The organism is Simplicispira hankyongi, assembly GCF_003570885.1.
Taxonomy (GTDB): domain Bacteria; phylum Pseudomonadota; class Gammaproteobacteria; order Burkholderiales; family Burkholderiaceae_C; genus Simplicispira; species Simplicispira hankyongi.
This window is the reverse complement of sequence record NZ_QXJC01000008.1, coordinates 17,552-39,667: the sequence shown is the minus strand read 5'-3', so window position 1 is coordinate 39,667 and position 22,116 is coordinate 17,552. Positions and strand designations below refer to the sequence as shown.

The following is a 22,116-nucleotide window of genomic DNA, read 5'->3' as shown; positions in this document are numbered from 1 at the left end:
TGTTTTATTACACATATACACAGCAATAGATTATTTATGTAATATTCAACCGCCATGTCTTCCCCCCACGCACCGGACGCCAAGGTCCAACCCAAGCACCTGCTACTGGAACTGCTGCTGGCCAGCGGCGACAACCCGCTGCCGGTCAGCCACGCCGTGGCGGCGTGCGCGGTGTTCGGCATCAGCGAAAACCATGTGCGCGTGACGCTGGCGCGGTTGGCGGCGCAGGACATGGTGCTGGCCACCGAGCGCGGCGCGTACCGCCTGGGCCCGGCAGCGCAGCGCCTGGCCCAGGACGTGGCCAACTGGCGCAGCACCGAGCAACGCCTGCGCCCCTGGAACGGCCAGTACGTCGCCGTGCACTGCGGCGCGCTGGCGCGCAGCGATCGCAGCGCCACCCAGCAGCGCGAGCGCGCCCTGCACCTGCTGGGCTTTACCGAGCTACAGCGTGACTTCTGGCTGCGCCCCGACAACATCGAGCAGGACATCGCCGCCATCCGCGAGCGCCTGCGCGCACTCGGGCTGGAGCCACAGGCCGTGGTCTGCGGCTGCACCTCGCTTGATGCGGCGACAGAAGCCGCTGTGGACGCGCTGTGGGACGGCTCGGCCCTCAACCTTGGTTACCGCACCACACAACAACGCCTGAAGGACTGGTTGGCCGGTGCAGCGCGCCTGCCCACCGCGCAGGCAGCGCGCGAATCCTTCTTTCTGGGCGGCGCGGCCATCCGTCAGCTGGTGTACGACCCGCTGTTGCCCGAGCCCATGGTGGACGGCGCACTGCGCGCGGCGTTCATCGCCAGCGTACATGCCTTTGACGATGCCGGCCGCACCATCTGGAGCCGCTTCTACAGCGCCCTGCCTGCCCCGAGCACGGCCAACAGCAAGGCACGTCTGATTCCCTCGCACCTCCTGGAGACCTTGCCATGAACGCCCTTGACGACACCACCCTGAACACCCGTTACCTGGCCAACACCCATGTGGTCGAGAACGTCTCCTGCGAGCTCGCCGACTACAACACGTACGCGCAGGACACCGCGCTGCGCGAAGCCGTGCAGCGCGAGGGCGCGCTCTGGGCGGACGCCGAGCTGCAGCGCTTCGGCCAGCTCACCGGTTCGGCCGATTACCTGGAGCAAGGCCATCTGGCCAACAAGTTTCCGCCTGAGCTGGACACGCACGACCGCTTTGGCAACCGCATCGACCTGGTCAAGTTCCATCCGGCGTACCACCAGTTCATGCGCACGGCGATCCAGCACGGCCTGCATTCCTCGCCCTGGACCGACCCGAAAGCCGGCGCCCACGTGGCACGTGCCGCCGGCAACTACCTGCACACCCAGGTGGAGGCCGGCCACGGCTGCCCCATCACCATGACCTTTGCCGCCATTCCGGCGCTGCGCCTGCAACCCGACCTGGCAGCGCTGTGGGAACCCAGGATCACCGCCCGCGTGTACGACCCGCGCAACGTGCCCGCAGAGCAAAAGCAGGGCGTGACCATTGGCATGGCCATGACCGAAAAGCAAGGCGGATCGGACGTGCAGGCCAACAGCACCCGCGCCTACCCCGTGGGCCAGGGCGGCCCGGGCCAGGCCTATGAACTGGTCGGCCATAAGTACTTTGTGTCGGCGCCGATGTGCGACGCCTTCCTCGTGCTGGCGCACACCGACAAAGGTTTGTCGTGCTTCCTGCTGCCACGCTGGCGCCCGGATGGCACGAAGAACCCCATGCAGGTGCTGCGGCTGAAGAAAAAGATGGGCAACGCCTCCAACGCATCGAGCGAGACCGAGCTGCGCGGCGCGCTGGCCTGGATGGTGGGCGAGGAAGGGCGCGGCGTGCGCAACATCATCGAAATGGTGGCCATGACGCGCTTTGACTGCATGGTGGGTTCGAGCGCGGGCATGCGCATGGCACTGTCGCAGGCGCTGCACCACTGCGCGCACCGCAGCGCCTTTGGCGCGCGCCTCAACCAACAGCCGCTGATGCAGAACGTGCTGGCCGACCTGGCGCTGGAGAGCGAGGCCGCGATGACCCTCTCGATGCGCATGGCGCGCGCGCTCGACCACCGTGATGATCGCCACGAAGACTTGCTCGTTCGCCTGGTCACTGCCGTGGGCAAGTACTGGATCTGCAAGCGCACCCCTGGCCACGCCTATGAGGCCATGGAATGCATCGGCGGCAGCGGCGTGATGGAAGACAGCATGTTCCCGCGCCTGTACCGCGAGGCGCCGGTCAACGCCATCTGGGAGGGCAGCGGCAACATCCAGTGCCTGGACGTGCTGCGCGCCATGGGCAAGACGCCCGAAGTGGTGGAAGCCTTTTTTGCCGAACTGCGCCCCACGCAAGGCCAGAACGCGCTGCTCGACCAGCAGGTGCGCGGCCTGGCCAAGGAATTTGCCGACACCGCTGACCTGCCGTACCGCGCCCGCCACGTGGTTGAGCGCATGGCGCTGGCACTGCAGGCGTCGCTGCTGGTGCGCAGCGCGCCGGCCTTCGTGGCCGACGCGTTCTGCGCCTCACGCCTGGCGCCGGAAAGCAGCTTCAATTACGGCGCTTTGCCGCGCGGCGTAGATGTGACCGCCATCATCGAGCGCGCCACACCGAGGTTGGGTTAAGGATGTCCTGCAAAACTCTACGCGAGTGGGTGTAGCGCGGATCGGGATGGGATGCTAGGCACGTTTTGCAGGCAATAGCCGTAGCTATTGGCTGTGAAACGCAACGACGCAGACCGCCCGAGTCCGGGCTATCACACGCCGCGAGGAGTTATGCAGGACGTCCTTGAGCCCCCTGAAGCACTTCGCGCTTTCCCCCAAGGAGGACGCACCCAGTGGCCCGGCAAAGCCGGTTCCACGGGTGCACTGGTGGAGGCAAACCCTGCGTGCGGCGTCCGAGATCTAAGGTCCGACATAGCGGTATGGAAAAGCGCATTGCCGCACAATGCCCGACGTCTTTCTGACCACCAAGGTGCCCCATGCTCAAGCTCTATATCGGCAACAAGAACTACTCCTCCTGGTCCCTGCGCCCCTGGGTGCTGCTGCGCCAATCCGGCATCCCCTTCCAGGAAGTGGTGGCCCGCTTTGACAGCTTCGATGCAGACTCGCAGTTCAAGGCGACGCTGGCTGGCATCTCGCCTACCGGCAAGGTGCCGGTGCTGGTCGATGGCGACTTGACGATCTGGGACACCCTGGCGATTGCCGAATACCTGGCCGAAACCTATCCCGACAAACAGCTCTGGCCCCAGGACAAGGCGGCCCGCGCCCGCGCCCGCAGCGTGGTGGCCGAAATGCACAGTGGTTTTGCCGCCTTGCGCGGTGCCTGCCCGATGAACATCGAGGCCGATCTGGCCCAGCAAGGCGCCCTGCTCTGGCGCGACCGCCCCGCCGTGCGCGCCGACGTGGCGCGGTTGGTGCAAATGTGGACCGAACTGCTGGAGCGCCATGGCGGCCCAATGCTGTTTGGCACCTTCACCATCGCCGATGCGTTCTATGCACCGGTGTGCATGCGCCTCTCGCGTTATGGACTGCCCGTTCCGAAACCGATTGCGGAGTACATCCAGCGCGTCGAGCAACTGCCTGCGATGCAGGAATGGATTGCCGCAGCGAAGGCAGAGCAGGATTTCCGTGAGTTTGAAGAACCCTACCGACTGGGGCGTTGACGCCTCGAACGATGCACTGGGTACCATCAAAGCCAGACAAGAGATCACAAAACTCTGCAAGAAAGGCTTGATGGGTAATGTCTGCTTTCCATTTTCTGGATGAGTTGCTCGACGACACCATCCACGCACTCGACTTCCGCACCTATTGGCGCATATATGCCGCTGTGGGGATCGGATGTCTGGTGGTCTTCATGCTGCCCTTTTTTGTTGCAAAGGAATCTGTGTCCGTCATTGGCATCCTGGGCATCATTGCCGCATCTGGAGTCGTTGGCGGCATTTGGCACGGCAGATCTACCAACCGCTGAGCCTCCGCGGCATTCCTCTCGCCACGCACACCTTCTACCGGAACTGTTTGCGTAAACACGCCTTGTGCCGCGCTATGTGAGCCATCTGCACGGGCGCAATGCTGCCCCCCAGGTCTTCGCCGTCCCCATTGAGCACCGCAATGGCATGCCCCATGGCGCGGGCCACCACGTCGGCCTCGTCAACGCCGTGCTGTGCCGCCAAATCCATGGCCACGCGGCGCATGGCACGCTGCGAGAGCATCCACATGGCACCAAAGGCGTCCCAGGCGGCTGCGGCTTCAAGGGCCTTTTCACGGTCGGCCAGGATTTCATTCAAGGGCTTGGCAAGCAGTGCCTGGAGTTGATCCACCTGCGCCTGCAAGTGCTCTATCTGCCCCTCTTGATGAAATGCAGCCGCCGCAGCATTGGCCGCTGCATCTGGTGCAACGGGAACTGGCACGCTGCCATCAGGGTTCAACTGTGCAATGGTGAGCGTGGACGACAGGGACATGGTGCAAAACTCCGGCAAACCGCCTCGGATGGCGGCCGGCCACTATACGGCCGGGCAAGCCGGCCCAGGCGCTGTCCAAAGGCAATACTGAACAAGTCCCTCACGCTCCGCGCATCCGCACCTCAAGCTGTATGCGGCGTTGCAAATCCTCGCCATAGCTTCGGCTATGGCGAGGATTTGCGCGCAGGGGGCCGCCCCCTTGCCTCCCCTCCCGATGCACGGCGCGCCTCATCGCGGTGACCTATTCGGCATCGCCCTAAACTCGCGGCCATGCAAATCTATATGGTCGGCGGCGCTGTACGCGACCGCCTGTTGGGCCTGCCCGTCAACGACCACGACTGGGTCGTGGTGGGCACCACGCCCGAGCAAATGCTCGCCCGGGGCTTCGTGCCGGTGGGGCGCGATTTCCCGGTGTTCCTGCACCCCAAAACGCACGAGGAATACGCCCTGGCGCGTACCGAGCGCAGCAGCGCACCCGGCTACCGGGGTTTTGTGGTGCACGCAGCTCCCGACGTGACGCTGGAAGAAGACCTGGCGCGGCGTGATCTGACCATCAATGCCATAGCCGCCAGCGCCGACTGGGCCAAAACGGGGGTGGTGATCGACCCTTATGGTGGCCAGCGCGACTTGCAGGCGCGCGTGCTGCGCCACGTCACCGGGGCCTTCCGAGAAGACCCGGTGCGCATCCTGCGCGTGGCGCGTTTTGCCGCACGCTTCACCGATTTTTCCGTGGCACCCGAAACCATGCGGCTGATGCGCCAGATGGTGCAAGCGGGGGATGCCGACCACCTGGTGCCCGAACGCGTCTGGCAAGAGCTTGCACGCGGGCTGATGGAGGCGCAACCCTCCCGCATGTTCGAGGTGCTGCGGGCCTGCGGCGCGCTGGCCGTGCTGCTGCCCGAAGTCGAGCGCCTGTGGGGCGTGCCCCAGCGCCCTGAATACCACCCCGAGGTGGACACCGGCGTGCACCTGATGATGGTGCTGGACATGGCGGCGCGGCTGAACGCGCCGCTCGGCGTGCGCTTTGCCTGCCTGACGCACGACCTAGGCAAAGGCACCACGCCCGCCGACATGCTGCCGCGCCACATCGGCCACGAGCAGCGCAGCGCCCAATTGCTGCGCGGCGTGTGCGAGCGCCTGCGCGTGCCGGTGGACTGCCGCGAGCTGGCCGACGTGGTGGCGCGCGAGCACGGCAACATCCACCGCAGCGGCGAGCTGAACGCGGCGGCGCTGCTGCGCCTGCTCGAGCGCTGCGACGCCATCAGGAAGCCGGCGCGCTTCGAAGACGTGCTGCTGGCCTGCGAATGCGATGCCCGGGGGCGCCTGGGGTTTGAAGAATCCGCCTACCCGCAGCGCGCGCGCCTGCTGGCCGCCCTGCACGCCGCGCGTGCGGTGGAGACGGCGCCGCTGGCGGCCGAAGCGGCCAAGCGCGGCCTTAAGGGGCCGCAGGTGGGCGAGCAGATACATGCCGCCCGCGCACAGGCCATTGCTGCCGCTGTGCCGCGCTGAATCACCAACGCAGTACCCGCGGCCCGAGCAAGGCGCCCAGCCCCGTGGGCAGGGCAATGCCCAGCACGTACCAAACGGCGAGAAAGGGGGCCTGCATTTCCGGGCAGTGCAAGGCATAGGCCAGGGTGGCCAGCGCGCCGGCCAGCAGACCAGCGCACGCGCCGGCCAGCCGCAAGCGCGTCGGCGCGGCCTGGCGCATGGCCCAGAGCAGCGCGGCAAAACCCGGCAGGGACAGCAGAGCAATATTGAACGGGCAGCTGCGCCAGGTGCTGCCCAGCACCATCGCCGCGCGCTCACCGGGCGCGGCGCCCTGCAGCGCCGCCAGCGCCATCAGCCACAGCACCAGCGGCGGCAGCAGCACCCAGGCCGGCGCGTGGCCCAGGCGCATGCCGGGGCGCGCCAGGCGCAGCAGCGCCAGCGCTGCGGCGCCAGCCAGTACGGCAGCAAAAGAAAACTTCAGCCACCACATGGGCAACTGCAGGGCCTGCGCCAGGTCCGGCCGCACGCCATAGATCAGCAGCATCAATGCGCCCGCGCCCACCAGGCCCAGCAGCACCGCGCCGCCAAAGCGCTGCTCCAGCCGGTGGGGCGCCACGGGGCGGGCGCCCGTGGCCAGAATGCCAATCAACTCATCCGTCTTCATGCCACACCCCTGATTCGAGCCGCCAGGGCCTTCAGGCCCCGGTGTACACCTACTTTGACCGCCGACTCGGAAAGCCCGGTCAGGCGGGCCGTCTCTACCACCGACAAGCCTTCAAGCTTGACGTGCTGGATCGGCAGACGCTGTTTGTCGGGCAACGTTTCCAGCAGCAGCCCCAGGTCGCGGCGTGCCTGTGCGGCATCCTGGTCTTGCGTGGAAAACAATTCGTCCGCGTCATCCAGCGGCACGTTGCGCGCACCGCGCACCGCGTGTGCGCGAAACCAGTCCACCAGCTTGTAGCGCGCAATTGCGTGCGCCCAGGCGGTGACCGGCATATCGGCACGGTAGGTGTGGCGCTGGTTGTGCACCGCGAGCAAGGTTTCCTGCACCAGATCCTCCACTTCATCGGGCCATTGGCCCAGTCTGCGCCGCAAGAAGGCGCGCAAATGGGTGCTCAGTGCCGCGAGAAAGCGTTCGTAGTCCCGCGCCTCGCCAGCCAGGCCCTGCAGCAGCAGCGCACGCAGGCGCTCTTCAATTTCCATAGTCGGTTCCTGCGGATATTCGTTGCGAGGCGTGTTGCGGTTACAGCGTGGCGCAAAAAGAAATATCTGCCCTTTTTAAGCCAGCCGTAACCGGTGGGATCAAAAGCGCGAATTACACCGCAGACAGGCCGGCGGTGATCACCCGGCATGGCCGGTCTGGAATAAAGCCGTATCCCAATCAACTTTCGCAATGGAGAAATTCACATGAAAGCATCTTCTCTCACCTTCGCCGCCATCGCCCTTGCCGCCCTGACTTCGGGCGCTGCCATGGCCCAGGCCCAGAACGGCGACATGAAATCGGACATGGCAAAACCGAAAATGGAAAAGTGCTTCGGCGTCGCCATGGCCGGCAAGAACGATTGTGCTGCCGGCCCCGGTACCACCTGTGCGGGCACCTCGAAGATGGACTACCAGGGCAATTCCTGGAAGTACGTGCCTGCAGGTACCTGCACCAGCATGAAGACACCCAAGGGCATGGGATCGCTCGAAGCCATGAAGTCCTGATCCACGCGGCGCTGCCATGAACACCTCCCTCACCGCCGGCCTGGGTCTCAAGCCCGAGCACTATGAACAGGCCCTGGCCTGCCAGGACACCGGCCTGTGGTGGGAAGTGCACCCAGAAAACTACCTCGCAGACGGAGGGCCGCGCCTGGCCTGGCTGGACGCCATCCGTTCGCGGCACCCAGTGTCGCTGCATGGCGTCTCGCTGTCGCTCGCGGCCGACGCGCCGCCCGACGAGACGCACCTCACCCGCCTGGCTCTACTCGTGCGGCGCATCGAGCCGGCGCTGGTCTCCGAACACCTCGCGTGGTCGCACTGGCGCGGGGTGTACCAACCCGATCTGCTGCCGTTTCCCCGCACCCAGCAAGCCCTGGCGCGCGTGGCGCGCAACATCGAACGCACGCAAGAAGCCTTGGGCCGTCCCATTGCCATCGAAAACCCCAGCCACTACCTGCACCTTCCCGGCCACGACATGGGCGAGGGCGCATTCTTTGCCGAACTGGTGCGCCGCACCGGTTGCCAGTTGCTGCTGGACATCAACAACGTCTTTGTCAGCGCCAACAACCTGGGCACCGACGCGCTCGACTACCTGGACCAGTACCCCTTGCACGCGGTGGCCGAGATGCACTTGGCCGGCCACCATGCCGACCCGGTGCACGGCGCAGCCCTGCTGATCGACAGCCACGACGCACCCGTAGCCGAACCGGTATGGGCACTGTGGCGGCACGCCATTGCACGCACCGGGCCGGTTCCCACGCTGATCGAGCGCGATGCCGAGCTGCCGCCACTGGCCGAGCTGCTGGCCGAACGTGCACGCGCCCACCGGGCGCTTTGCGGCACGCCGCACGAGGAGCTGGCATGCAACTGAGCGCGTTCCAGGACGGCTTCTGTGCCGCGCTGCGCACGGCGGCCCCCACACCTGCCTGGATGGACGCCCTCTGCGCCCAACCCGGCTTTGCCGTCTACCGCAACAGTGGCCGCAAGGCGGCGCTGGACGCGCTGCGCGCCAACTACCCCACGGTGGTGCAACTGGTGGGTGAGGATTGGTTTTGCGGCGCAGCGCAAACCTACCTGGCCGTGCAGCCGCCCGCCGATGGCCGCCTGATGCACTATGGCGTCGGCTTTGCGGCGTTCCTGGCCCGCTTTGCGCCCGCCGCCGAACTGCCTTACCTGAGCGACGTGGCGCGTCTGGACCGCGCCTGGACCGAAGCGCACCTGGCAGCCGATGCACCGCCGCTGGCCGCCAGCTGGCTGGCTCGACAGCCGCCCGAAGCCTTGGGCGCGGCACGTATCGCGCCCCACCCAGCCGCCCGCTGGCTGTGGTGCCACGAACACCCCGCGTATTCCATTTGGCAGCGCCACCGCGAAGGCCTGGCCGTCGATACAGCGCTGCCCTGGCAGGCCGAAGGCGCCTTGCTGACACGCCCCAGTGGCGCTGTGCAGTGGTGCGCCCTGCCGCGCGCCGGCGTGGCCTTTCTAGACGTTTGCGCCGCCGGCCAACCGCTTGCCGAAGCCGCCGAGTCAGCGCTGGCAGCAACGCCTGGTGGCGCTGGCGAAACCCTTGCCCAACTGACGGCGCTGCTGCTTTCCAGCGGCGCCCTGTGCGCGCCAACTGGCGCAGAGGACCCCGTATGAACACCGCCGCCCTGCCCCACCGCCCCACGCACACCGAACGCCCCCTCACGCGCCTGCGCCAACTCGCCGAACGCGCCACGCCGCACACGCTGCTGGCGCTGGTCAATCGCCTCGGCATCGCCAGCATCTTCTGGATGTCGGCACGGACCAAGGTTGACGGCTGGTTCCACATCAAGGACAGCACCTATGTGCTGTTTCGCGAGGAGTACCACCTGCCCGTCATTCCGCCCGAATGGGCAGCGCAGATGGCAACCGCCTCCGAACACCTGTTTTCGATACTGCTGGTGCTGGGCTTGTTCACACGCCTGTCCGCCCTGGCACTGCTAGGGATGACGGCGGTGATCGAGGTTTTCGTCTACCCGGACGCCTGGCCCACACACCTGTCATGGGCCGGCCTGTTGTTGTATCTGGTGGGGCGCGGCGGCGGTGCACTGTCGATGGACCGCGCGCTGTTCAACCGCTAGAACCGTCGAGGGACCCGGCCCCGAGGTGGCGGCACCAGCGGCGCAGGCCGTCCGCCGCGGCGTCTCTTGGCGATGTAAAAACTTGGTCTAAATAGCCTTTAGCGCTTTTCATTAATGCGTTTACAGCTATCATTTTTATTGTATCCACCCGCTACAGGTGGAGCAGGGCGCGCCTGAATCCAACCTGTGGGCTTGTACCATCAAGCGCTTATGCGCCTTCTCGTTCAGCTTCTGCGGTTTTGCCTGCCTTTCTGCGCCCCACGCGCTGCACGCGCTGGCGGCAGTGGGCTGGCGCACACGCCGCCTGGCGGGGTTTCGTCCAGCAGCTTTCGCCTTGTCAGGCCGATGCCCAGGTGCCTACGTGCCGTCTTCCTCATGGCGCTGGTCCATAGTGGTCTGGGCGTTGGGGCTGCGTGGGCGTCTGGCACTGCATCGCCCAGCGTCTACCTCGAAGACATGACATGGACCGAACTGCGGGACCGCATCGCCGCTGGCAGCACCACCGTGCTGGTGCCCATCGGTGGCACCGAACAAAGTGGGCCACACATGGTGCTGGGCAAACACAATGCGCGCGTTCGCTTCCTGGCCGGGCAGATCGCGCAGCGCGCAGGGGGCACGGTGGTGGCGCCCGTGCTGGCCTATGTGCCCGAGGGCGCCATTCACCCACCACAGGCGCACATGCGCTTTGCGGGCACGATTTCGATTCCCGATGCCGCCTTTGAAGCGGTGCTGGAGGGCGCTGCGCGCTCGTTCAAACAGCACGGCTTTCGCCATGTCGTGTTCCTCGGTGACCACGGCGGCTACCAGCAACTCGAAGCCCGCGTGGCCCAACGCCTCAACCATGAGTGGGCGAGCGATCCGAGCTGCCGCGTGTATGCGCTGGCCGAGTACTACCAGGTCACGCAATCGCTCTACGTGGCCGAATTGTTGAAAAGGGGCTTCACCCGCGCTGAAATCGGGACCCATGCCGGCCTGGCCGATACATCGCTGTCGCTGGCGGTTGACCCGGCGCTGGTGCGCGCTGGTGAACTGAACAGGGCAGCGCAGGCCGGCAAGCGCGGCGGCGTTTACGGCGACCCGCGGCGTGCGAGCGCCGAACTTGGCCGCATCGGCGTGAGCCAAATTGTGGACAGCAGCGTGGCAGCCCTGCATGCCCTGATGCAGGAGCAAGCTGGCTCAAGCCCTGCGCCAACCCCCCTCAAAAAATGAAACCCACTCCCATGAAAATCTGGCTTCTTCTCCTGACCGCATTCGGCGTGGTGGGCGCCAGCGCAGGCGATCGCCAGGAGGCGAGCGCACCGGTTCAGGCGCAAGGCACAGCCGTGACGGCCCTACCGACACCCCCGATCAAGACGGTGCCTGGCATGCCGCCGGTGCCAGACCCGAAAAACCTCTACAGCGAAACGACACCGGACCATATGAGTCCCGCTGTGAAAGACCACCTTGAGCGGGTTTACGTGCCCAACCTGCGCTCCGGGTCTGTGTCGGTGATCGACCCCCATACCCTGAAAGTGGTGGATACCTTGCGCGTCGAAAAAGGCCCGCAGCACGTGGTGCCGTCGTGGGATTTGTCCACGCTGTGGGTGGCCAACAACGCCGAGCGCAGCACCGAGGGCAGCCTGACCCCCATCGACCCACGCACCGGCCAAACAGGCAAGTCGGTGCCCGTGGACGACCCGTACAACGTGTATTTCACGCCCGATGGCGCCTCGCTCATCGTCGTTGCCGAAGCGCGGCGCAGGCTGGATTTTCGCGACCCGAAGACGCTGGCCATGCAGTACGCGATCAGCACGCCCCAATGTGGGGGCATCAACCACGGTGATTTCTCAATCGACGGCCGATTCGCGCTCTTCACCTGTGAGTTCGACGGCAGCGTGGCCAAGATCGACCTCGCCAACCGGAAGGTGCTGGGCTACCTGAAGCTCAAGATGCCTGCTGTGCGCTTCTCAGAGTCGAAGGCGGCGCTCAATCCGTTGGAGACCGAGATTTGCACCTCAACCAAGGGCATGCCGCAGGACATCCGCATTTCCCCCGACGGCAAGCGCTTCTTTGTGGCCGACATGGACGCCGATGGCGTGCACGTGCTGGACGGCGATGCGTTCGTGGAAGTCGGTTTCATCCCCACGGGGCTGGGCACGCACGGTCTGTACCCGAGCCGCGATGGCAAGCGCCTGTATGTGGCGAACCGCGGAACGCACAAGATCCACGGCACCAAAAAGGGCCCAGGCAAGGTGAGCGTGATTGATTTCGCCACCCAGACTGTCGTGGCGCAATGGCCCATTCCCGGGGGCGGAAGCCCCGACATGGGCAACGTGAGTGCCGACGGCAAGTGGCTGTGGCTATCCGGGCGGTTTGACGATGTGGTGTACCGGTTCGATACGGCGACCGGCGCGGTAACCAAGGTGCGCGTGGGCGCCGAACCCCACGGACTGACCGTCTGGCCGCAGCCGGGGCGCTATTCGCTGGGGCACACCGGCAATATGCGCTGACATTGGGGCACTTACCCGCCCCGCAGTTTTACAGAGCCGAACGCACCCACCGCACGATTTCGCTGGCGGGCAGTGCGCCCGAAATGCGCGCGGCCTCCTTGCCGCCCTTGAACAGAATCATGGTGGGAATGCTGCGAATGTTGAAGCGTGCCGCCGGCTGCGGATACGCTTCAGTATCGAGCTTGGCCAGGCGCACCTGCGGCTCCAGTTCTTTGGCGGCCTGGGCAAAGGCCGGCGCCATCTGACGGCACGGCCCGCACCAGGGCGCCCAGAAATCCACCAGCACCGGAATCTGGCTGCGCCCGATATGGCGCTCGAAACTCGCCGCATCCAGCGCCAGCGGGCTGGCGGTGAACAGCGGTTGGTGGCATTTTCCGCAGTCTGGCGCACTGCCCAACTGGTCCGCCTGGACGCGGTTGGTGGTGTGGCAGTGCGGGCAGACGATGTGCAGCGTTTGTTCGGTCATGGTGCTTCTCTCCGGGGCGGGTACGGCTGCACATGGCGGCGATCTGCCTGCGATTCAAGGGCTGCGCAACGGCTGCGGTGTCCGCCTACGCAGTCTGCCGCGCGCTCCTGCTAAGGTATTGCTTCAATGCCCCTGATGCCCACCTTGACCCGCGCCAATGCGCTCTTTCTCGATTTCGACGGCACGCTGACCGATATTGCGGCCCAGCCGCAGGCAGTTCATGTGCCGGTCGGCCTGGCACCCACACTTTCCGCGCTGCACCGCCTGCTGGGTGGCGCGCTGGCCATCGTCACCGGGCGGCGCGAGTCCGATATCGACGGTTTTCTGGCACCTCTTGTGCTGCCGCTGGCCAGCGAGCATGGCGCGCAGTACCGATTTGGCGATGGCAACCGACCTGCCATAGCGGCCCCCGAACTCGGCCCAGTGCTGCAGGCTGCGGAACAACTGGCTGCCCAGCACCCTGCTTTGCTGGTGGAAATCAAGCGTGCCAGTGTGGCGCTGCATTTTCGCCAGGCGCCGCACCTCGAAAAACTGTGCCGCCAAACGCTTGAACGGCCGATGAGGGACCTGACCGGGCTCGAACTGCTGAACGGCAAATGCGTTTACGAAGTCAAACCGGCTGGCATCCACAAAGGCCAGGCCGTTGCCGCTTTCATGGGCCAGCCCCCCTTTGCCGGTCGCACCCCCGTGTTTGTCGGTGACGATGTGACCGACGAAGCAGGGTTTGCCAGCGTGATGGCGCTCGGCGGTCTGGCGATCAAAGTGGGCGAAGGCCCGACGCACGCGCAATTTCGCTGCATGACGCCCGCCGCCCTGCGGGGCTGGCTGTCGGCGTCGCGCACGGCTTTGGAGCGTGCCTGATGAGCGAACCCATGAAGCACTCGCTGTCACCCGCCCTGCCTGGCTCACTCGGCCTGGGCATGATCGGCAACTGCGCCATCAGCGCACTCATCGACGCCCAGGCCCGCATGGTCTGGTGCTGCCTGCCGCGTTTTGATGGCGACCCGGTGTTCAACGCCCTGCTGGAGCCTGGCGAGAATGGCGGCCACTTCGCCATTGAAGTGGAGCACCTTGCCTCAACAGAACAGTGGTACGAACCCAATACCGCCATCCTGCGCACGCGCTTGCTCGACAAGGCCGGCCAGGGGGTCGAGATCACCGACTTCGCCCCGCGGTTCTTCAGTCGCTCGCGCTATTTCCGGCCTATGACGCTGGTGCGCCGGGTGCGGCCGATCCAGGGCTCTCCGCGCATCCGCGTCGTCCTGAAACCCCGCTTCGACTGGGGCCAGAGCCCGCCACGCGTGACGCACGGCAGCAACCACATTCGCTACGTAGGCGAACCCATGACGCTGCGCGTCTCCACCGATGCGCCGATTGCGCACGTGCTCGCGGGCCAGCCCTACGTGCTGACGCGCGAGCAGAACTTCCTGCTGGGCGCCGACGAAACCCTGGACCACGGCATTGCCGACACCGCGCGCATGTTCGAGCAGGAAACGCAGGACTACTGGCGCGTATGGAGCCAACGCCTGGCGGTGCCGCTGGAATGGCAGGACGCGGTGATCCGCGCCGCCATCACGCTCAAACTCTCCGTGTTCGAAGACACGGGCGCCATCGTCGCCGCCATGACGACGAGCATCCCCGAGTCGGCCGACAGCGGACGCAACTGGGACTACCGCTACTGCTGGCTGCGCGATGCCTTCTTCGTGGTGCGCGCGCTCAACAGCCTGTCGGAAGTCGGCACCATGGAAGATTATTTGCGCTGGCTGGGCAACGTCGTGACCGACGCCGGCAGCGGCCACATCCAGCCGCTGTACGGCATCGGCCTGGAGCGCGACCTGCCGGAAGCCACGGTCCCCACGCTCTCGGGCTACCGCGGCATGGGGCCGGTGCGCGTGGGCAACCAGGCGGCTGAACACTTTCAGCACGACGTGTACGGCAACATCGTCCTGGGCGCGGCGCAGGCGTTTCACGACCACCGGCTGCTGCACCGCGCGGGCCTGGCCGAGTTCACGCGCCTGGAGCGGGTGGGTGAGCAGGCGGTGCGCGTCTATGGCCAGCCCGACGCTGGCATGTGGGAGCTGCGCACGCGCGCCCGTGTGCACACTTCGTCGGCATTGATGAGCTGGGCCGCATGCGACCGGCTGGCAAAAATCGCGGTGTCGCTGGCGTTGCCCGAGCGTGCCGACTACTGGCGCAGGCACGCGGCGCACATGCAGCGCGAAATCCTCGACAAGTCCTGGAGCGACAAGCGGTGTGCCTTTGCCGAGAGCTTTGGCGGCAGCGAATTGGATGCCAGCGTGCTGCTGATGGCCGAAGTGGGCCTGATCGATGCCCGCGACCCACGCTTTGTGAGCACGGTGAACGCCATGGAAGCCAGCCTGTGCGACGGCCCCTACATGCGCCGCTACGAGGCTGCCGACGATTTCGGCAAACCCGAGACGGCGTTCAACATCTGTACCTTCTGGCGCATTGATGCGCTCGCGCGCATCGGCCGCCAACAGGAGGCACGCACCATCTTTGAAACCATGCTGGCCGCGCGCAACCCGCTCGGGCTGTTGTCGGAAGACACGCACCCCGATACCGGCGAAATGTGGGGCAACTTTCCACAAACCTATTCGATGGTGGGCATCATCAACGCGGCGGTACGGCTCTCGGCGCCCTGGGACAGCGTGATTTAAGCAAGCGTCCGACAGACAGGCCATGCACGATGAAGAATGATCGCCAGATGCAATTTTCAGGCCGCCTCGTTGTCGTCTCCAACCGCGTCGCCGACCCGCGCAAGCCCGCTGCCGGCGGCCTGGCCGTCGCTCTGGGCGAGGCCCTGGCACAAAGCGGCGGCCTGTGGTTTGGCTGGAGCGGCGCGATCGACGAAGCGGGTGCGCCCGGCGAAGGCCGCTTGCAGACACGCCAGGCCGGCCGCGTCACGCTGGCCACGGTAGACCTCGCCCGCCAGGACCACGACAGCTACTACCTGGGCTACAGCAACAGCGTGCTGTGGCCGGTGTTCCACTGCCGGCTTGACCTGGCCAACTTCGAGACCGGCGACATCGCCGGCTACCGCCGCGTCAACCGCATGATGGCGCGCAAGCTATTGCCGCTGCTGCGGGACGATGATGTCATCTGGATACACGACTACCACCTGATTCCACTGGCCGCCGAGTTGCGCGCGCTGGGGTGCCGCCAGCGCATGGGCTTCTTTCTGCACATTCCGCTGCCGCCGCCGGTGATTCTGGCGGCGATTCCGCAGCACCAGTGGCTGATGCGCTCGCTCTTTGCCTATGACCTGGTGGGTTTGCAAAGCGAAGCTGACCTGTCGCATTTCGACCGCTATGTGCAAGCGGAAGCCGATGCCAAACCCGTGGCGGAACACCAGTACCGCGCCTTCGGCGCCACGGTGCGGGCCCAGGCGTTCCCCATTGGCATCGACGTGGCCGAGTTCGAGCGCCTGGGCAAGGCGCCCGAGGCCGTGGAAATCTACGAGAACATGCGCGAGGAATACGCCCGTCGGCGGCTGCTGCTGGGCATCGACCGGCTCGACTATTCCAAGGGCATTCCGCAGCGCGTGCGCGCCTTTCGCAGCATGCTGTCGCGCTATCCGGATACGCACAGCGACGCCACCCTGATCATGATTGCCTCGCCATCGCGCGACAGCGTGCACGCCTATGCGGATCTGCGCCAGGAGCTCGAAGGTCTGTGCGGCGCCACCAACGGCGACTATGGCGAGCTCGACTGGATGCCGGTGCGCTACATCCACCGCACGGTGGCGCGCAAGCGCGTGCCCGGCCTGTGCCGCGTCGCCCGCGTGGGGCTGGTGACGCCGCTGCGCGACGGCATGAACCTGGTAGCCAAGGAATACGTGGTGGCGCAAAACCCGGAAGACCCCGGCGTACTGGTGCTCTCGCGCTTTGCGGGAGCCGCCGAGCAGCTCAAGGACGCGCTGCTGGTGAACCCCTACGACACCGAAGGCATGGCCGACGCCATGTACCGCGCCCTGAACATGCCGCTCGAAGAGCGCCAGCGCCGCCACCGCGCGCTGCTGGCCAACGTGTGCGAGTTCGATGTGCACTGGTGGCGTGGCCGCTTTCTGCAAGCGCTTGCCGAGACCAACGCCGACGCGGACGAGGCCGCGCGTGCCCTCATAGCCACTTCGCGATAAGGCTGACCAGTACGCTGATCAGCACCGTGCTGGCGAGTGGCACAAAGATATCGCGCCCAAACAGTCGGAACCGAAAATCACCCGGTAGCCGCCCCAGCCCGAGGCGGCGCAGCCAGGGCGTCAGGCTGTTGAGCACGACCAGCGCCACAAAGGTGGCCAGCAGCCAGCGGATCATGGCAAAGAGGCCTTCACAGCCGGTGCGAGCGGTCGCCTTGCGAAAACCCGCACGGTTCCCACGGCTCGCCCTTGGCAAGCAGCAGCACCTTGAACAGCTCGCCCATCTCGTGTTCCATGATCAATTTGGCCGCCAGCGCACGTTCTGCTTGGCTTTGTAGCTCCATTTTTGGAAGCAATCCACAGTTGATGAGGAAATGCGCCTGCGTGGTGTAGCCCAGCACGTTCCAGCCCTGGCCGTCAGGCAGCAGCTGCTCCTGCGCCGCCAACGCGATACCGGTGAAGTTCACGTGGGCCGTAATGTCCTTGAGGCCGACGTCCGCCAGCGGGTTGTCGTCGGATCGGTGCGCGCGGTGGCACATCACGGTGCCCATGTGGCGCTGCGGGTGGTAATACTCACTCTCGCCAAAACCGTAGTCCAAAAACAAGGCAGCGCCGCGGGTGAGGCGATCGCCCAGGGTGTGAATGAACGCTTCTGCCTGGGGGTGGATTTCCGTCAGGTAGTCGTGATCGCCGTCAATCTCTATGGGTGGGCGCAGCTGCGTGGGCCGGTCCTGCCAGACGAATGCGTCGTCTTGCATGGCCACGCCGCGCTCATGCCACTGCCCCGCGAGGCGCACCAGCAGCTTGACCGGCATCGCATCCAGCAATTCGTTGCCCACCACGACGCCCTCAAAGCGCTCGGGCAGCGCGTCGGCCCAGTGCACTGTGTCGGCGTGGCCCGCGAGCAGCAATTGCTGGCGAGCGCGCAGGCTCCCTGAAATATCGACGATGGTGTAGCGCTCCACCCGCTCGCCCAAGACGCCCAGCAACTGCAGCGCCAGCGCGCCCGAGCCGGCCCCGAACTCCCAGATCTCGCGCGTGCCGGTGCGCGCGAGCGCCTCGGCCACCTGCGCGGCCACGGTCTGACCAAACAGCGGCGTCATCTCGGGCGCGGTGACGAAATCGCTGCCCGATTCGGGCATGGCGCCGAACTTGGTGCTGTCGTTGGCGTAGTAGCCCAGGCCAGGCGCGTACAGCGCCAGCGCCATGAAGCGGTCAAAGGCGATCCAGCCACCGGCATCCGCAATGGCGCGCGCCATACACCCGTGCAGGGCACTCGTTAAACTTGTAGGTTCGTTCATCACGCCTGCGATTGTCCCCCAATGTCCCTCCCTGACCGCCCCAAAGCCGTACTTGTCACGGGTGGCGCGCGGCGCCTGGGCCAAGCGTTTTGCCTGGCCTTTGCCCGGGCGGGGTGGGATGTGGTGTGCCACTACCAGCACTCGGGTGAGGACGCCTTGCAGACTTGCGAGGCCGTGCGCGCCCTGGGCCAGGAGGCGTACGCGGTGCAAGGCGACCTGGGCCAGTCAGATGCCATCGAAGCCCTATTCGCCGCCACCGTGGCCGCACTCGGGCAGGCGCCCGATGCCATCGTGAACAACGCCTCGGCCTTCGAGCCAGACAGCGGCTTGGATTTTTCGCCCGAGCTGTTGCACACCCAGATGCAGATCAACCTTGCAGCGCCCTTGCAGCTCGCCAGCCTGCTGGCGCGGTCCACAAGCGCGGCCACCGCCGCGCCTCCCTGCGTGATCCACGTGCTCGACCAGAAGGTGTTCAACCTGAACCCCGATTATTTTTCCTACACCCTGAGCAAGCTGGCGCTCGAGCGCGCCGTGGCACTGCAGGCGCAGGCACTGGCGCCGCGGGTGCGGGTCAACGGCGTGGCGCCGGGGCTGATTTACGTGAGCGGCCCCCAGAGCGGCGAGAACTTCCGCCGCGCCAGTAGCGTGAACCTGCTGCAAAGCGCCACCGACCCGGCCGACGTGGCAAGCAGTGCCGTCTTTCTGGCGGAGAACCCTTCCATCACCGGCGTCACCATCGCCGTGGACAAGGGCCAACACCTCGTCCCCCTGGCGCGCGACATCATGTTCGTGGCCGAGCAACTGGCGCCGGCCGCGCCACAGGGCAGCGCATGATCGATCCCTTGCTGACCGATTGCCGGCGCATTTTTCTGCGCGGCCTCAGCCGCCGGGTGCGCATCGGCATCCACGACTTCGAACGCGCTGCCGCCCAGCGCATTCTTTTTGACATCGACCTGTACGTTCCGCTGGTCCAAACGACGCCGCAGTGCGACCGCATCGACGAAGTGGTGGACTACGACTTTGTCCGCAATGAGGTCACCCACATCACCGAGCGCGGCCACATCGACCTGCAGGAGACCCTGTGCGACGCCGTGCTGAACGCCTTGCTGGCGCACCCACTGGTCGTGGCGGCGCGCGTTTCCACCCGCAAACCCGACGTGTACGACGACTGCGAGGCCGTGGGCGTTGAAGCCTTCCGGCGCAAACCCACTCCCGGCGCCCTGCCACCCACCAAAGCCCTGCCATGACCGCTGCCTCTTCCGGCGCCCAGATCCTCACGCTCACCGGCCTGCGCTTTGATGCCAGCCTGGGCGTGCTCGACCACGAAAAAATCGCCCCCCAACCGATTCAGGTGGACGCCGAACTGAGCCTGGGGCGCCAGCCCCTGGCGCCGCGCGATGATGATCTGGCGCATGTGCTCGACTACCGGCGCGTGCGCCAGATCATCATCGACGAGTGCACGGCCGAGCACCTGAACCTGCTGGAGAGCCTGATTGGCAAACTCGCCCAGCGGCTGATGCAGCTGCCCGGCGTGCAAGGCGTGCGGGTGAAGATCGCCAAACTGGAAATATTCGACGACTGCGAAGTCGCCATACGCGTCGAAACCGGCGCCTGGTGACGCAGAGAATGACAAACATGGACACCGTGATTTCCGGCGCCTGGACCGCCGATACCCCTGACCCTCTTGAGGGCAGCGCGCCGGCCAGCAACGCCCAACGCCTGAAGATCGAGCGCGAAGCCCACAAGCTGGAAAAGCGCCTGTGCCGCGAAACCGGCCGCGCCATCGTGCACTACAACATGATCGAGGAGGGCGACAAGGTCATGGTCTGCATGTCGGGCGGCAAGGACAGCTACGCCCTGCTCGACATCCTCATCAAACTCAAGGCCAGAGCGCCCATCCGCTTCGACCTGGTGGCGGTGAACCTGGACCAGAAACAGCCGGGCTTTCCCGAGCATGTCTTGCCGGATTACCTCAAGAGCACCGGCGTTCCCTTTCACATCGAGAACGAAGACACCTACAGCATCGTCAAGCGCCTGATCCCCGAGGGAAAAACCACCTGCAGCCTGTGCAGCCGGCTGCGCCGCGGCATCCTGTACCGCGTAGCCGACGAGCTGGGCGCGACAAAAATAGCGCTCGGCCACCACCGCGACGACATTTTGCAGACCCTGCTGCTCAACATGTTCTTTGGCGGCAAGCTCAAAAGCATGCCGCCCAAACTGGTCAGCGACGACGGCAAGCATGTGGTGATCCGCCCGCTGGCCTTCGTGACCGAGAAGGACACCGCGCGCTGGGCCGCGCAGCGCAACTTCCCCATCATTCCCTGCAACCTTTGCGGCAGCCAGGAGAACCTGCAGCGCAAGCAGGTCGGCGAAATGCTGCGCGACTGGGAAAAGCGCTTTCCCGGCCGCATCGAAAACATGTTCAACGCCCTGCAGAACGTGGTGCCCAGCCATCTGCTGGACGCCAATTTGTACGATTTCAGGAACGCCGTGGCCACGGGCGTATCGGACGAGAACGGCGACAAGGCCTTTGACGCCGAAGACTTCCCCCCACCCCCGGCCCTGCCCGGCATGCAGGTGCTGCGGCTCGGGTAACGAGCCTTCTCACAGGAGTAGCGCCATGTTCGTACGCCTCGTCGCTGTGCTTTTGACCGCCCTCACGCTGGCCGGTTGCGCCGTGCAGCGCACCGTGGACAGCCAGGTGCAGAGCTGGTCCACGCTCGCCAGCCTGCCCCAGCCGCCCACCTACCGCCTGGATCTGCTGCCCTCCCAACAACAGGCGCGCGCCTTTGGCGCCATCGTTCCCATGGCGCACGCCGCCTTGGCGCGCGCGGGCCTGCAGCGCGATGATGCGGCCCCACGCCTGATCGCCGAAATCGGCGTGCGCACCGGCACCGCGCTGGCCGACGGCCCCTGGTACCCCTACGGCCCTTGGGGCGGCTGGGGTGGCGGCTTCGGCTGGGGCCACCACTCCGGCATGCACGCCGGCTGGATGCTGCGCGACATGCCGCCGACGCTGTACCGCAACGAAGTCAGCGTGGTGCTGCGCGACGCCGCCACGCAAAAGACCGTGTACGAGACCTCCGCCAGCAACGAAGACGTGTGGACCGACGCGCCGCGCATCTTCGGCGTGCTGTTCGATGCGGCGCTGGCGGGCTTCCCCACACCGCCCGCCGGAGCGCGCCAGGTGCGCCTGCCGCTGGTGCCCACACCCACCGCACACTAAACCCCATGGACGTCACCCGCCTCGTCGCCGTGCGCCACGGTGAGACCGCCTGGAACGTGGACACCCGCATCCAGGGCCACCGCGACATTGCGCTGAACGACACCGGGCGCTGGCAGGCCACGCAAGTGGCACGCGCGCTCGCCGGCGAACCGATTGCCGCCGTGTACGCCAGCGACCTGCTGCGCGCACACGCCACCGGCGCCGCCATCGCGGATGCCGCCAACGCCCCGCTGCACGCCGAACCCGGCCTGCGCGAACGCAGCTTTGGCGCCTTCGAAGGCCGCACCTTTGCCGAGATCGAGACCGAGCAGCCCGAGCAGGCGCTGCGCTGGCGCAAACGCGACCCCCACTACGCGCCCGAGGGCGGCGAGAGCCTGACACGGCTGCAGGCGCGCATCGCCAACGTCACGGCGCGCCTGGCCGCGCGCCATATGGGCGAGCAGATCGTGCTGGTGGCGCATGGCGGCGTGCTCGATGTGCTCTACCGCCTGGCCACCGGGCAGGCGCTGCAGGCACCCCGCACCTGGCTGCTGACCAACGCAGCCGTCAACCGGCTGCTGTGGACACCCCAGGCGCTCACCCTCGTGGGCTGGGGCGACACCCGCCACCTTGACAGCGCATCGCGCGAAGAAACCAGCACCTGATTCGGTTTCTCAATCAATCGAGTACGCGAAGGCGAAGCGCAGACAGTACAAGCGTACGCCAAGCGAAGCCGACAAAGTAATCGTTTGATTTAGAAATGGAATGAC

Annotated in this window: 26 protein-coding genes; 20 read left to right on the top strand and 6 right to left on the bottom strand. The window is 66.0% G+C overall.

Annotated features, from left to right (window positions below; all coding sequences use genetic code 11):
• Nucleotides 1–54 precede the first annotated feature (54 nt).
• The 4 genes from D3F03_RS14820 (at nucleotide 55) to D3F03_RS14805 (ending at nucleotide 3,951) form a co-directional block, all read left to right on the top strand.
• Complete coding sequence (locus D3F03_RS14820) at nucleotides 55–927, top strand: PaaX family transcriptional regulator C-terminal domain-containing protein (protein ID WP_119110210.1); 873 nt, start codon at nucleotides 55–57, stop codon at nucleotides 925–927.
• Nucleotides 924–2,606, top strand: a complete 1,683-nt coding sequence (locus D3F03_RS14815; RefSeq protein ID WP_119110209.1) for an isovaleryl-CoA dehydrogenase — start codon at nucleotides 924–926, stop codon at nucleotides 2,604–2,606. Before D3F03_RS14820 ends, D3F03_RS14815 begins: the two co-directional genes overlap by 4 nt.
• Nucleotides 2,607–2,962: 356 nt before the next feature.
• Entirely contained in the window at nucleotides 2,963–3,646 is a 684-nt protein-coding gene (locus D3F03_RS14810) for a glutathione S-transferase family protein (protein ID WP_119110208.1), read from the top strand.
• Between the two features lie 77 nt (nucleotides 3,647–3,723).
• Complete coding sequence (locus D3F03_RS14805) at nucleotides 3,724–3,951, top strand: hypothetical protein (protein ID WP_119110207.1); 228 nt, start codon at nucleotides 3,724–3,726, stop codon at nucleotides 3,949–3,951.
• 34 nt (nucleotides 3,952–3,985) lie between these two features.
• Here the strand turns inward: D3F03_RS14805 and D3F03_RS14800 are convergent, their stop codons facing one another.
• Nucleotides 3,986–4,441: a hypothetical protein gene (locus D3F03_RS14800; RefSeq protein ID WP_119110206.1), complete on the bottom strand. Its 456-nt coding sequence runs from the start codon at nucleotides 4,439–4,441 to the stop codon at nucleotides 3,986–3,988.
• Nucleotides 4,442–4,711: 270 nt separating this feature from the next.
• On the opposite strand from D3F03_RS14800, the gene D3F03_RS14795 reads away from it, so the two are divergent.
• Nucleotides 4,712–5,950: a multifunctional CCA addition/repair protein gene (locus D3F03_RS14795; protein ID WP_119110205.1), complete on the top strand. Its 1,239-nt coding sequence runs from the start codon at nucleotides 4,712–4,714 to the stop codon at nucleotides 5,948–5,950.
• 1 nt (nucleotide 5,951) lies between these two features.
• On the opposite strand, the gene D3F03_RS14790 is transcribed toward D3F03_RS14795, so the two are convergent.
• Both D3F03_RS14790 and D3F03_RS14785 read right to left on the bottom strand, forming a co-directional pair.
• Nucleotides 5,952–6,593, bottom strand: a complete 642-nt coding sequence (locus D3F03_RS14790) for an NrsF family protein (protein ID WP_119110204.1) — start codon at nucleotides 6,591–6,593, stop codon at nucleotides 5,952–5,954.
• A complete protein-coding gene (locus D3F03_RS14785) occupies nucleotides 6,590–7,132 on the bottom strand; it encodes a sigma-70 family RNA polymerase sigma factor (RefSeq protein ID WP_119110203.1) in 543 nt (180 codons plus the stop codon). Before D3F03_RS14785 ends, D3F03_RS14790 begins: the two co-directional genes overlap by 4 nt.
• A 204-nt stretch (nucleotides 7,133–7,336) precedes the next feature.
• Here D3F03_RS14785 and D3F03_RS14780 point away from each other — a divergent pair, with 204 nt between their 5' ends.
• The 6 genes from D3F03_RS14780 (at nucleotide 7,337) to D3F03_RS14755 (ending at nucleotide 12,221) form a co-directional block, all read left to right on the top strand.
• Complete coding sequence (locus D3F03_RS14780; protein ID WP_119110202.1) at nucleotides 7,337–7,636, top strand: BufA1 family periplasmic bufferin-type metallophore; 300 nt, start codon at nucleotides 7,337–7,339, stop codon at nucleotides 7,634–7,636.
• A gap of 16 nt (nucleotides 7,637–7,652) precedes the next feature.
• Nucleotides 7,653–8,501, top strand: a complete 849-nt coding sequence (gene bufB, locus D3F03_RS14775; protein ID WP_119110201.1) for an MNIO family bufferin maturase — start codon at nucleotides 7,653–7,655, stop codon at nucleotides 8,499–8,501.
• Nucleotides 8,492–9,268, top strand: a complete 777-nt coding sequence (locus D3F03_RS14770; protein WP_119110200.1) for an HvfC/BufC N-terminal domain-containing protein — start codon at nucleotides 8,492–8,494, stop codon at nucleotides 9,266–9,268. The genes bufB and D3F03_RS14770 overlap by 10 nt, the downstream gene beginning before the upstream one ends.
• Nucleotides 9,265–9,732, top strand: coding sequence for a DoxX family protein (locus D3F03_RS14765; RefSeq protein WP_119110199.1), 468 nt, complete (start codon nucleotides 9,265–9,267; stop codon nucleotides 9,730–9,732). The genes D3F03_RS14770 and D3F03_RS14765 overlap by 4 nt, the downstream gene beginning before the upstream one ends.
• Before the next feature lie 375 nt (nucleotides 9,733–10,107).
• A complete protein-coding gene (locus D3F03_RS14760; RefSeq protein WP_199665484.1) occupies nucleotides 10,108–10,941 on the top strand; it encodes a creatininase family protein in 834 nt (277 codons plus the stop codon).
• Nucleotides 10,942–10,952: 11 nt separating this feature from the next.
• On the top strand, nucleotides 10,953–12,221 hold the full coding sequence (locus tag D3F03_RS14755) for a YncE family protein (protein ID WP_199665483.1): 1,269 nt from the start codon (nucleotides 10,953–10,955) through the stop codon (nucleotides 12,219–12,221).
• Nucleotides 12,222–12,249: 28 nt separating this feature from the next.
• Here D3F03_RS14755 and trxC read toward each other — a convergent pair whose 3' ends face one another.
• Nucleotides 12,250–12,687, bottom strand: a complete 438-nt coding sequence (trxC, locus tag D3F03_RS14750; protein ID WP_119110196.1) for a thioredoxin TrxC — start codon at nucleotides 12,685–12,687, stop codon at nucleotides 12,250–12,252.
• A 126-nt stretch (nucleotides 12,688–12,813) separates the two neighbouring features.
• On the opposite strand from trxC, the gene otsB reads away from it, so the two are divergent.
• From otsB to D3F03_RS14735, 3 genes are read left to right on the top strand one after another with little or no spacing between them, the layout of a single operon-like run.
• Nucleotides 12,814–13,548, top strand: a complete 735-nt coding sequence (otsB, locus tag D3F03_RS14745) for a trehalose-phosphatase (protein WP_119110195.1) — start codon at nucleotides 12,814–12,816, stop codon at nucleotides 13,546–13,548.
• Nucleotides 13,548–15,365: a glycoside hydrolase family 15 protein gene (locus tag D3F03_RS14740; RefSeq protein WP_245960645.1), complete on the top strand. Its 1,818-nt coding sequence runs from the start codon at nucleotides 13,548–13,550 to the stop codon at nucleotides 15,363–15,365. The genes otsB and D3F03_RS14740 overlap by 1 nt, the downstream gene beginning before the upstream one ends.
• Before the next feature lie 29 nt (nucleotides 15,366–15,394).
• Nucleotides 15,395–16,843 (top strand): alpha,alpha-trehalose-phosphate synthase (UDP-forming), encoded by a 1,449-nt coding sequence (locus D3F03_RS14735; RefSeq protein WP_245960644.1) that lies wholly within the window; start codon nucleotides 15,395–15,397, stop codon nucleotides 16,841–16,843.
• Here the strand turns inward: D3F03_RS14735 and D3F03_RS14730 are convergent.
• Nucleotides 16,824–17,018, bottom strand: a complete 195-nt coding sequence (locus D3F03_RS14730; protein WP_119110194.1) for a DUF2905 domain-containing protein — start codon at nucleotides 17,016–17,018, stop codon at nucleotides 16,824–16,826. The genes D3F03_RS14735 and D3F03_RS14730 overlap by 20 nt on opposite strands.
• 13 nt (nucleotides 17,019–17,031) lie before the next feature.
• A complete protein-coding gene (locus D3F03_RS14725) occupies nucleotides 17,032–18,141 on the bottom strand; it encodes a class I SAM-dependent methyltransferase (protein ID WP_119110193.1) in 1,110 nt (369 codons plus the stop codon).
• A 21-nt stretch (nucleotides 18,142–18,162) separates the two neighbouring features.
• Between D3F03_RS14725 and D3F03_RS14720 the strand changes: the two genes are divergently transcribed.
• The 6 genes from D3F03_RS14720 to D3F03_RS14695 are packed head-to-tail and all read left to right on the top strand — an operon-like array spanning nucleotide 18,163 to nucleotide 22,011.
• On the top strand, nucleotides 18,163–18,975 hold the full coding sequence (locus tag D3F03_RS14720) for an SDR family oxidoreductase (protein ID WP_119110192.1): 813 nt from the start codon (nucleotides 18,163–18,165) through the stop codon (nucleotides 18,973–18,975).
• Entirely contained in the window at nucleotides 18,972–19,388 is a 417-nt protein-coding gene (locus D3F03_RS14715; protein WP_119110191.1) for a dihydroneopterin aldolase, read from the top strand. Before D3F03_RS14720 ends, D3F03_RS14715 begins: the two co-directional genes overlap by 4 nt.
• Nucleotides 19,385–19,759 carry a dihydroneopterin aldolase gene (locus D3F03_RS14710; RefSeq protein ID WP_119110190.1) on the top strand — a complete coding sequence of 125 codons (375 nt, stop codon included), beginning with the start codon at nucleotides 19,385–19,387 and terminating at the stop codon, nucleotides 19,757–19,759. Before D3F03_RS14715 ends, D3F03_RS14710 begins: the two co-directional genes overlap by 4 nt.
• A gap of 17 nt (nucleotides 19,760–19,776) precedes the next feature.
• Nucleotides 19,777–20,736 carry a tRNA 2-thiocytidine(32) synthetase TtcA gene (gene ttcA, locus D3F03_RS14705; RefSeq protein ID WP_245960643.1) on the top strand — a complete coding sequence of 320 codons (960 nt, stop codon included), beginning with the start codon at nucleotides 19,777–19,779 and terminating at the stop codon, nucleotides 20,734–20,736.
• A 25-nt stretch (nucleotides 20,737–20,761) separates the two neighbouring features.
• A complete protein-coding gene (locus tag D3F03_RS14700; RefSeq protein WP_119110189.1) occupies nucleotides 20,762–21,367 on the top strand; it encodes a DUF4136 domain-containing protein in 606 nt (201 codons plus the stop codon).
• 5 nt (nucleotides 21,368–21,372) lie between these two features.
• Nucleotides 21,373–22,011, top strand: a complete 639-nt coding sequence (locus tag D3F03_RS14695) for a histidine phosphatase family protein (RefSeq protein WP_119110188.1) — start codon at nucleotides 21,373–21,375, stop codon at nucleotides 22,009–22,011.
• The last annotated feature ends 105 nt before the right edge of the window (nucleotides 22,012–22,116 follow it).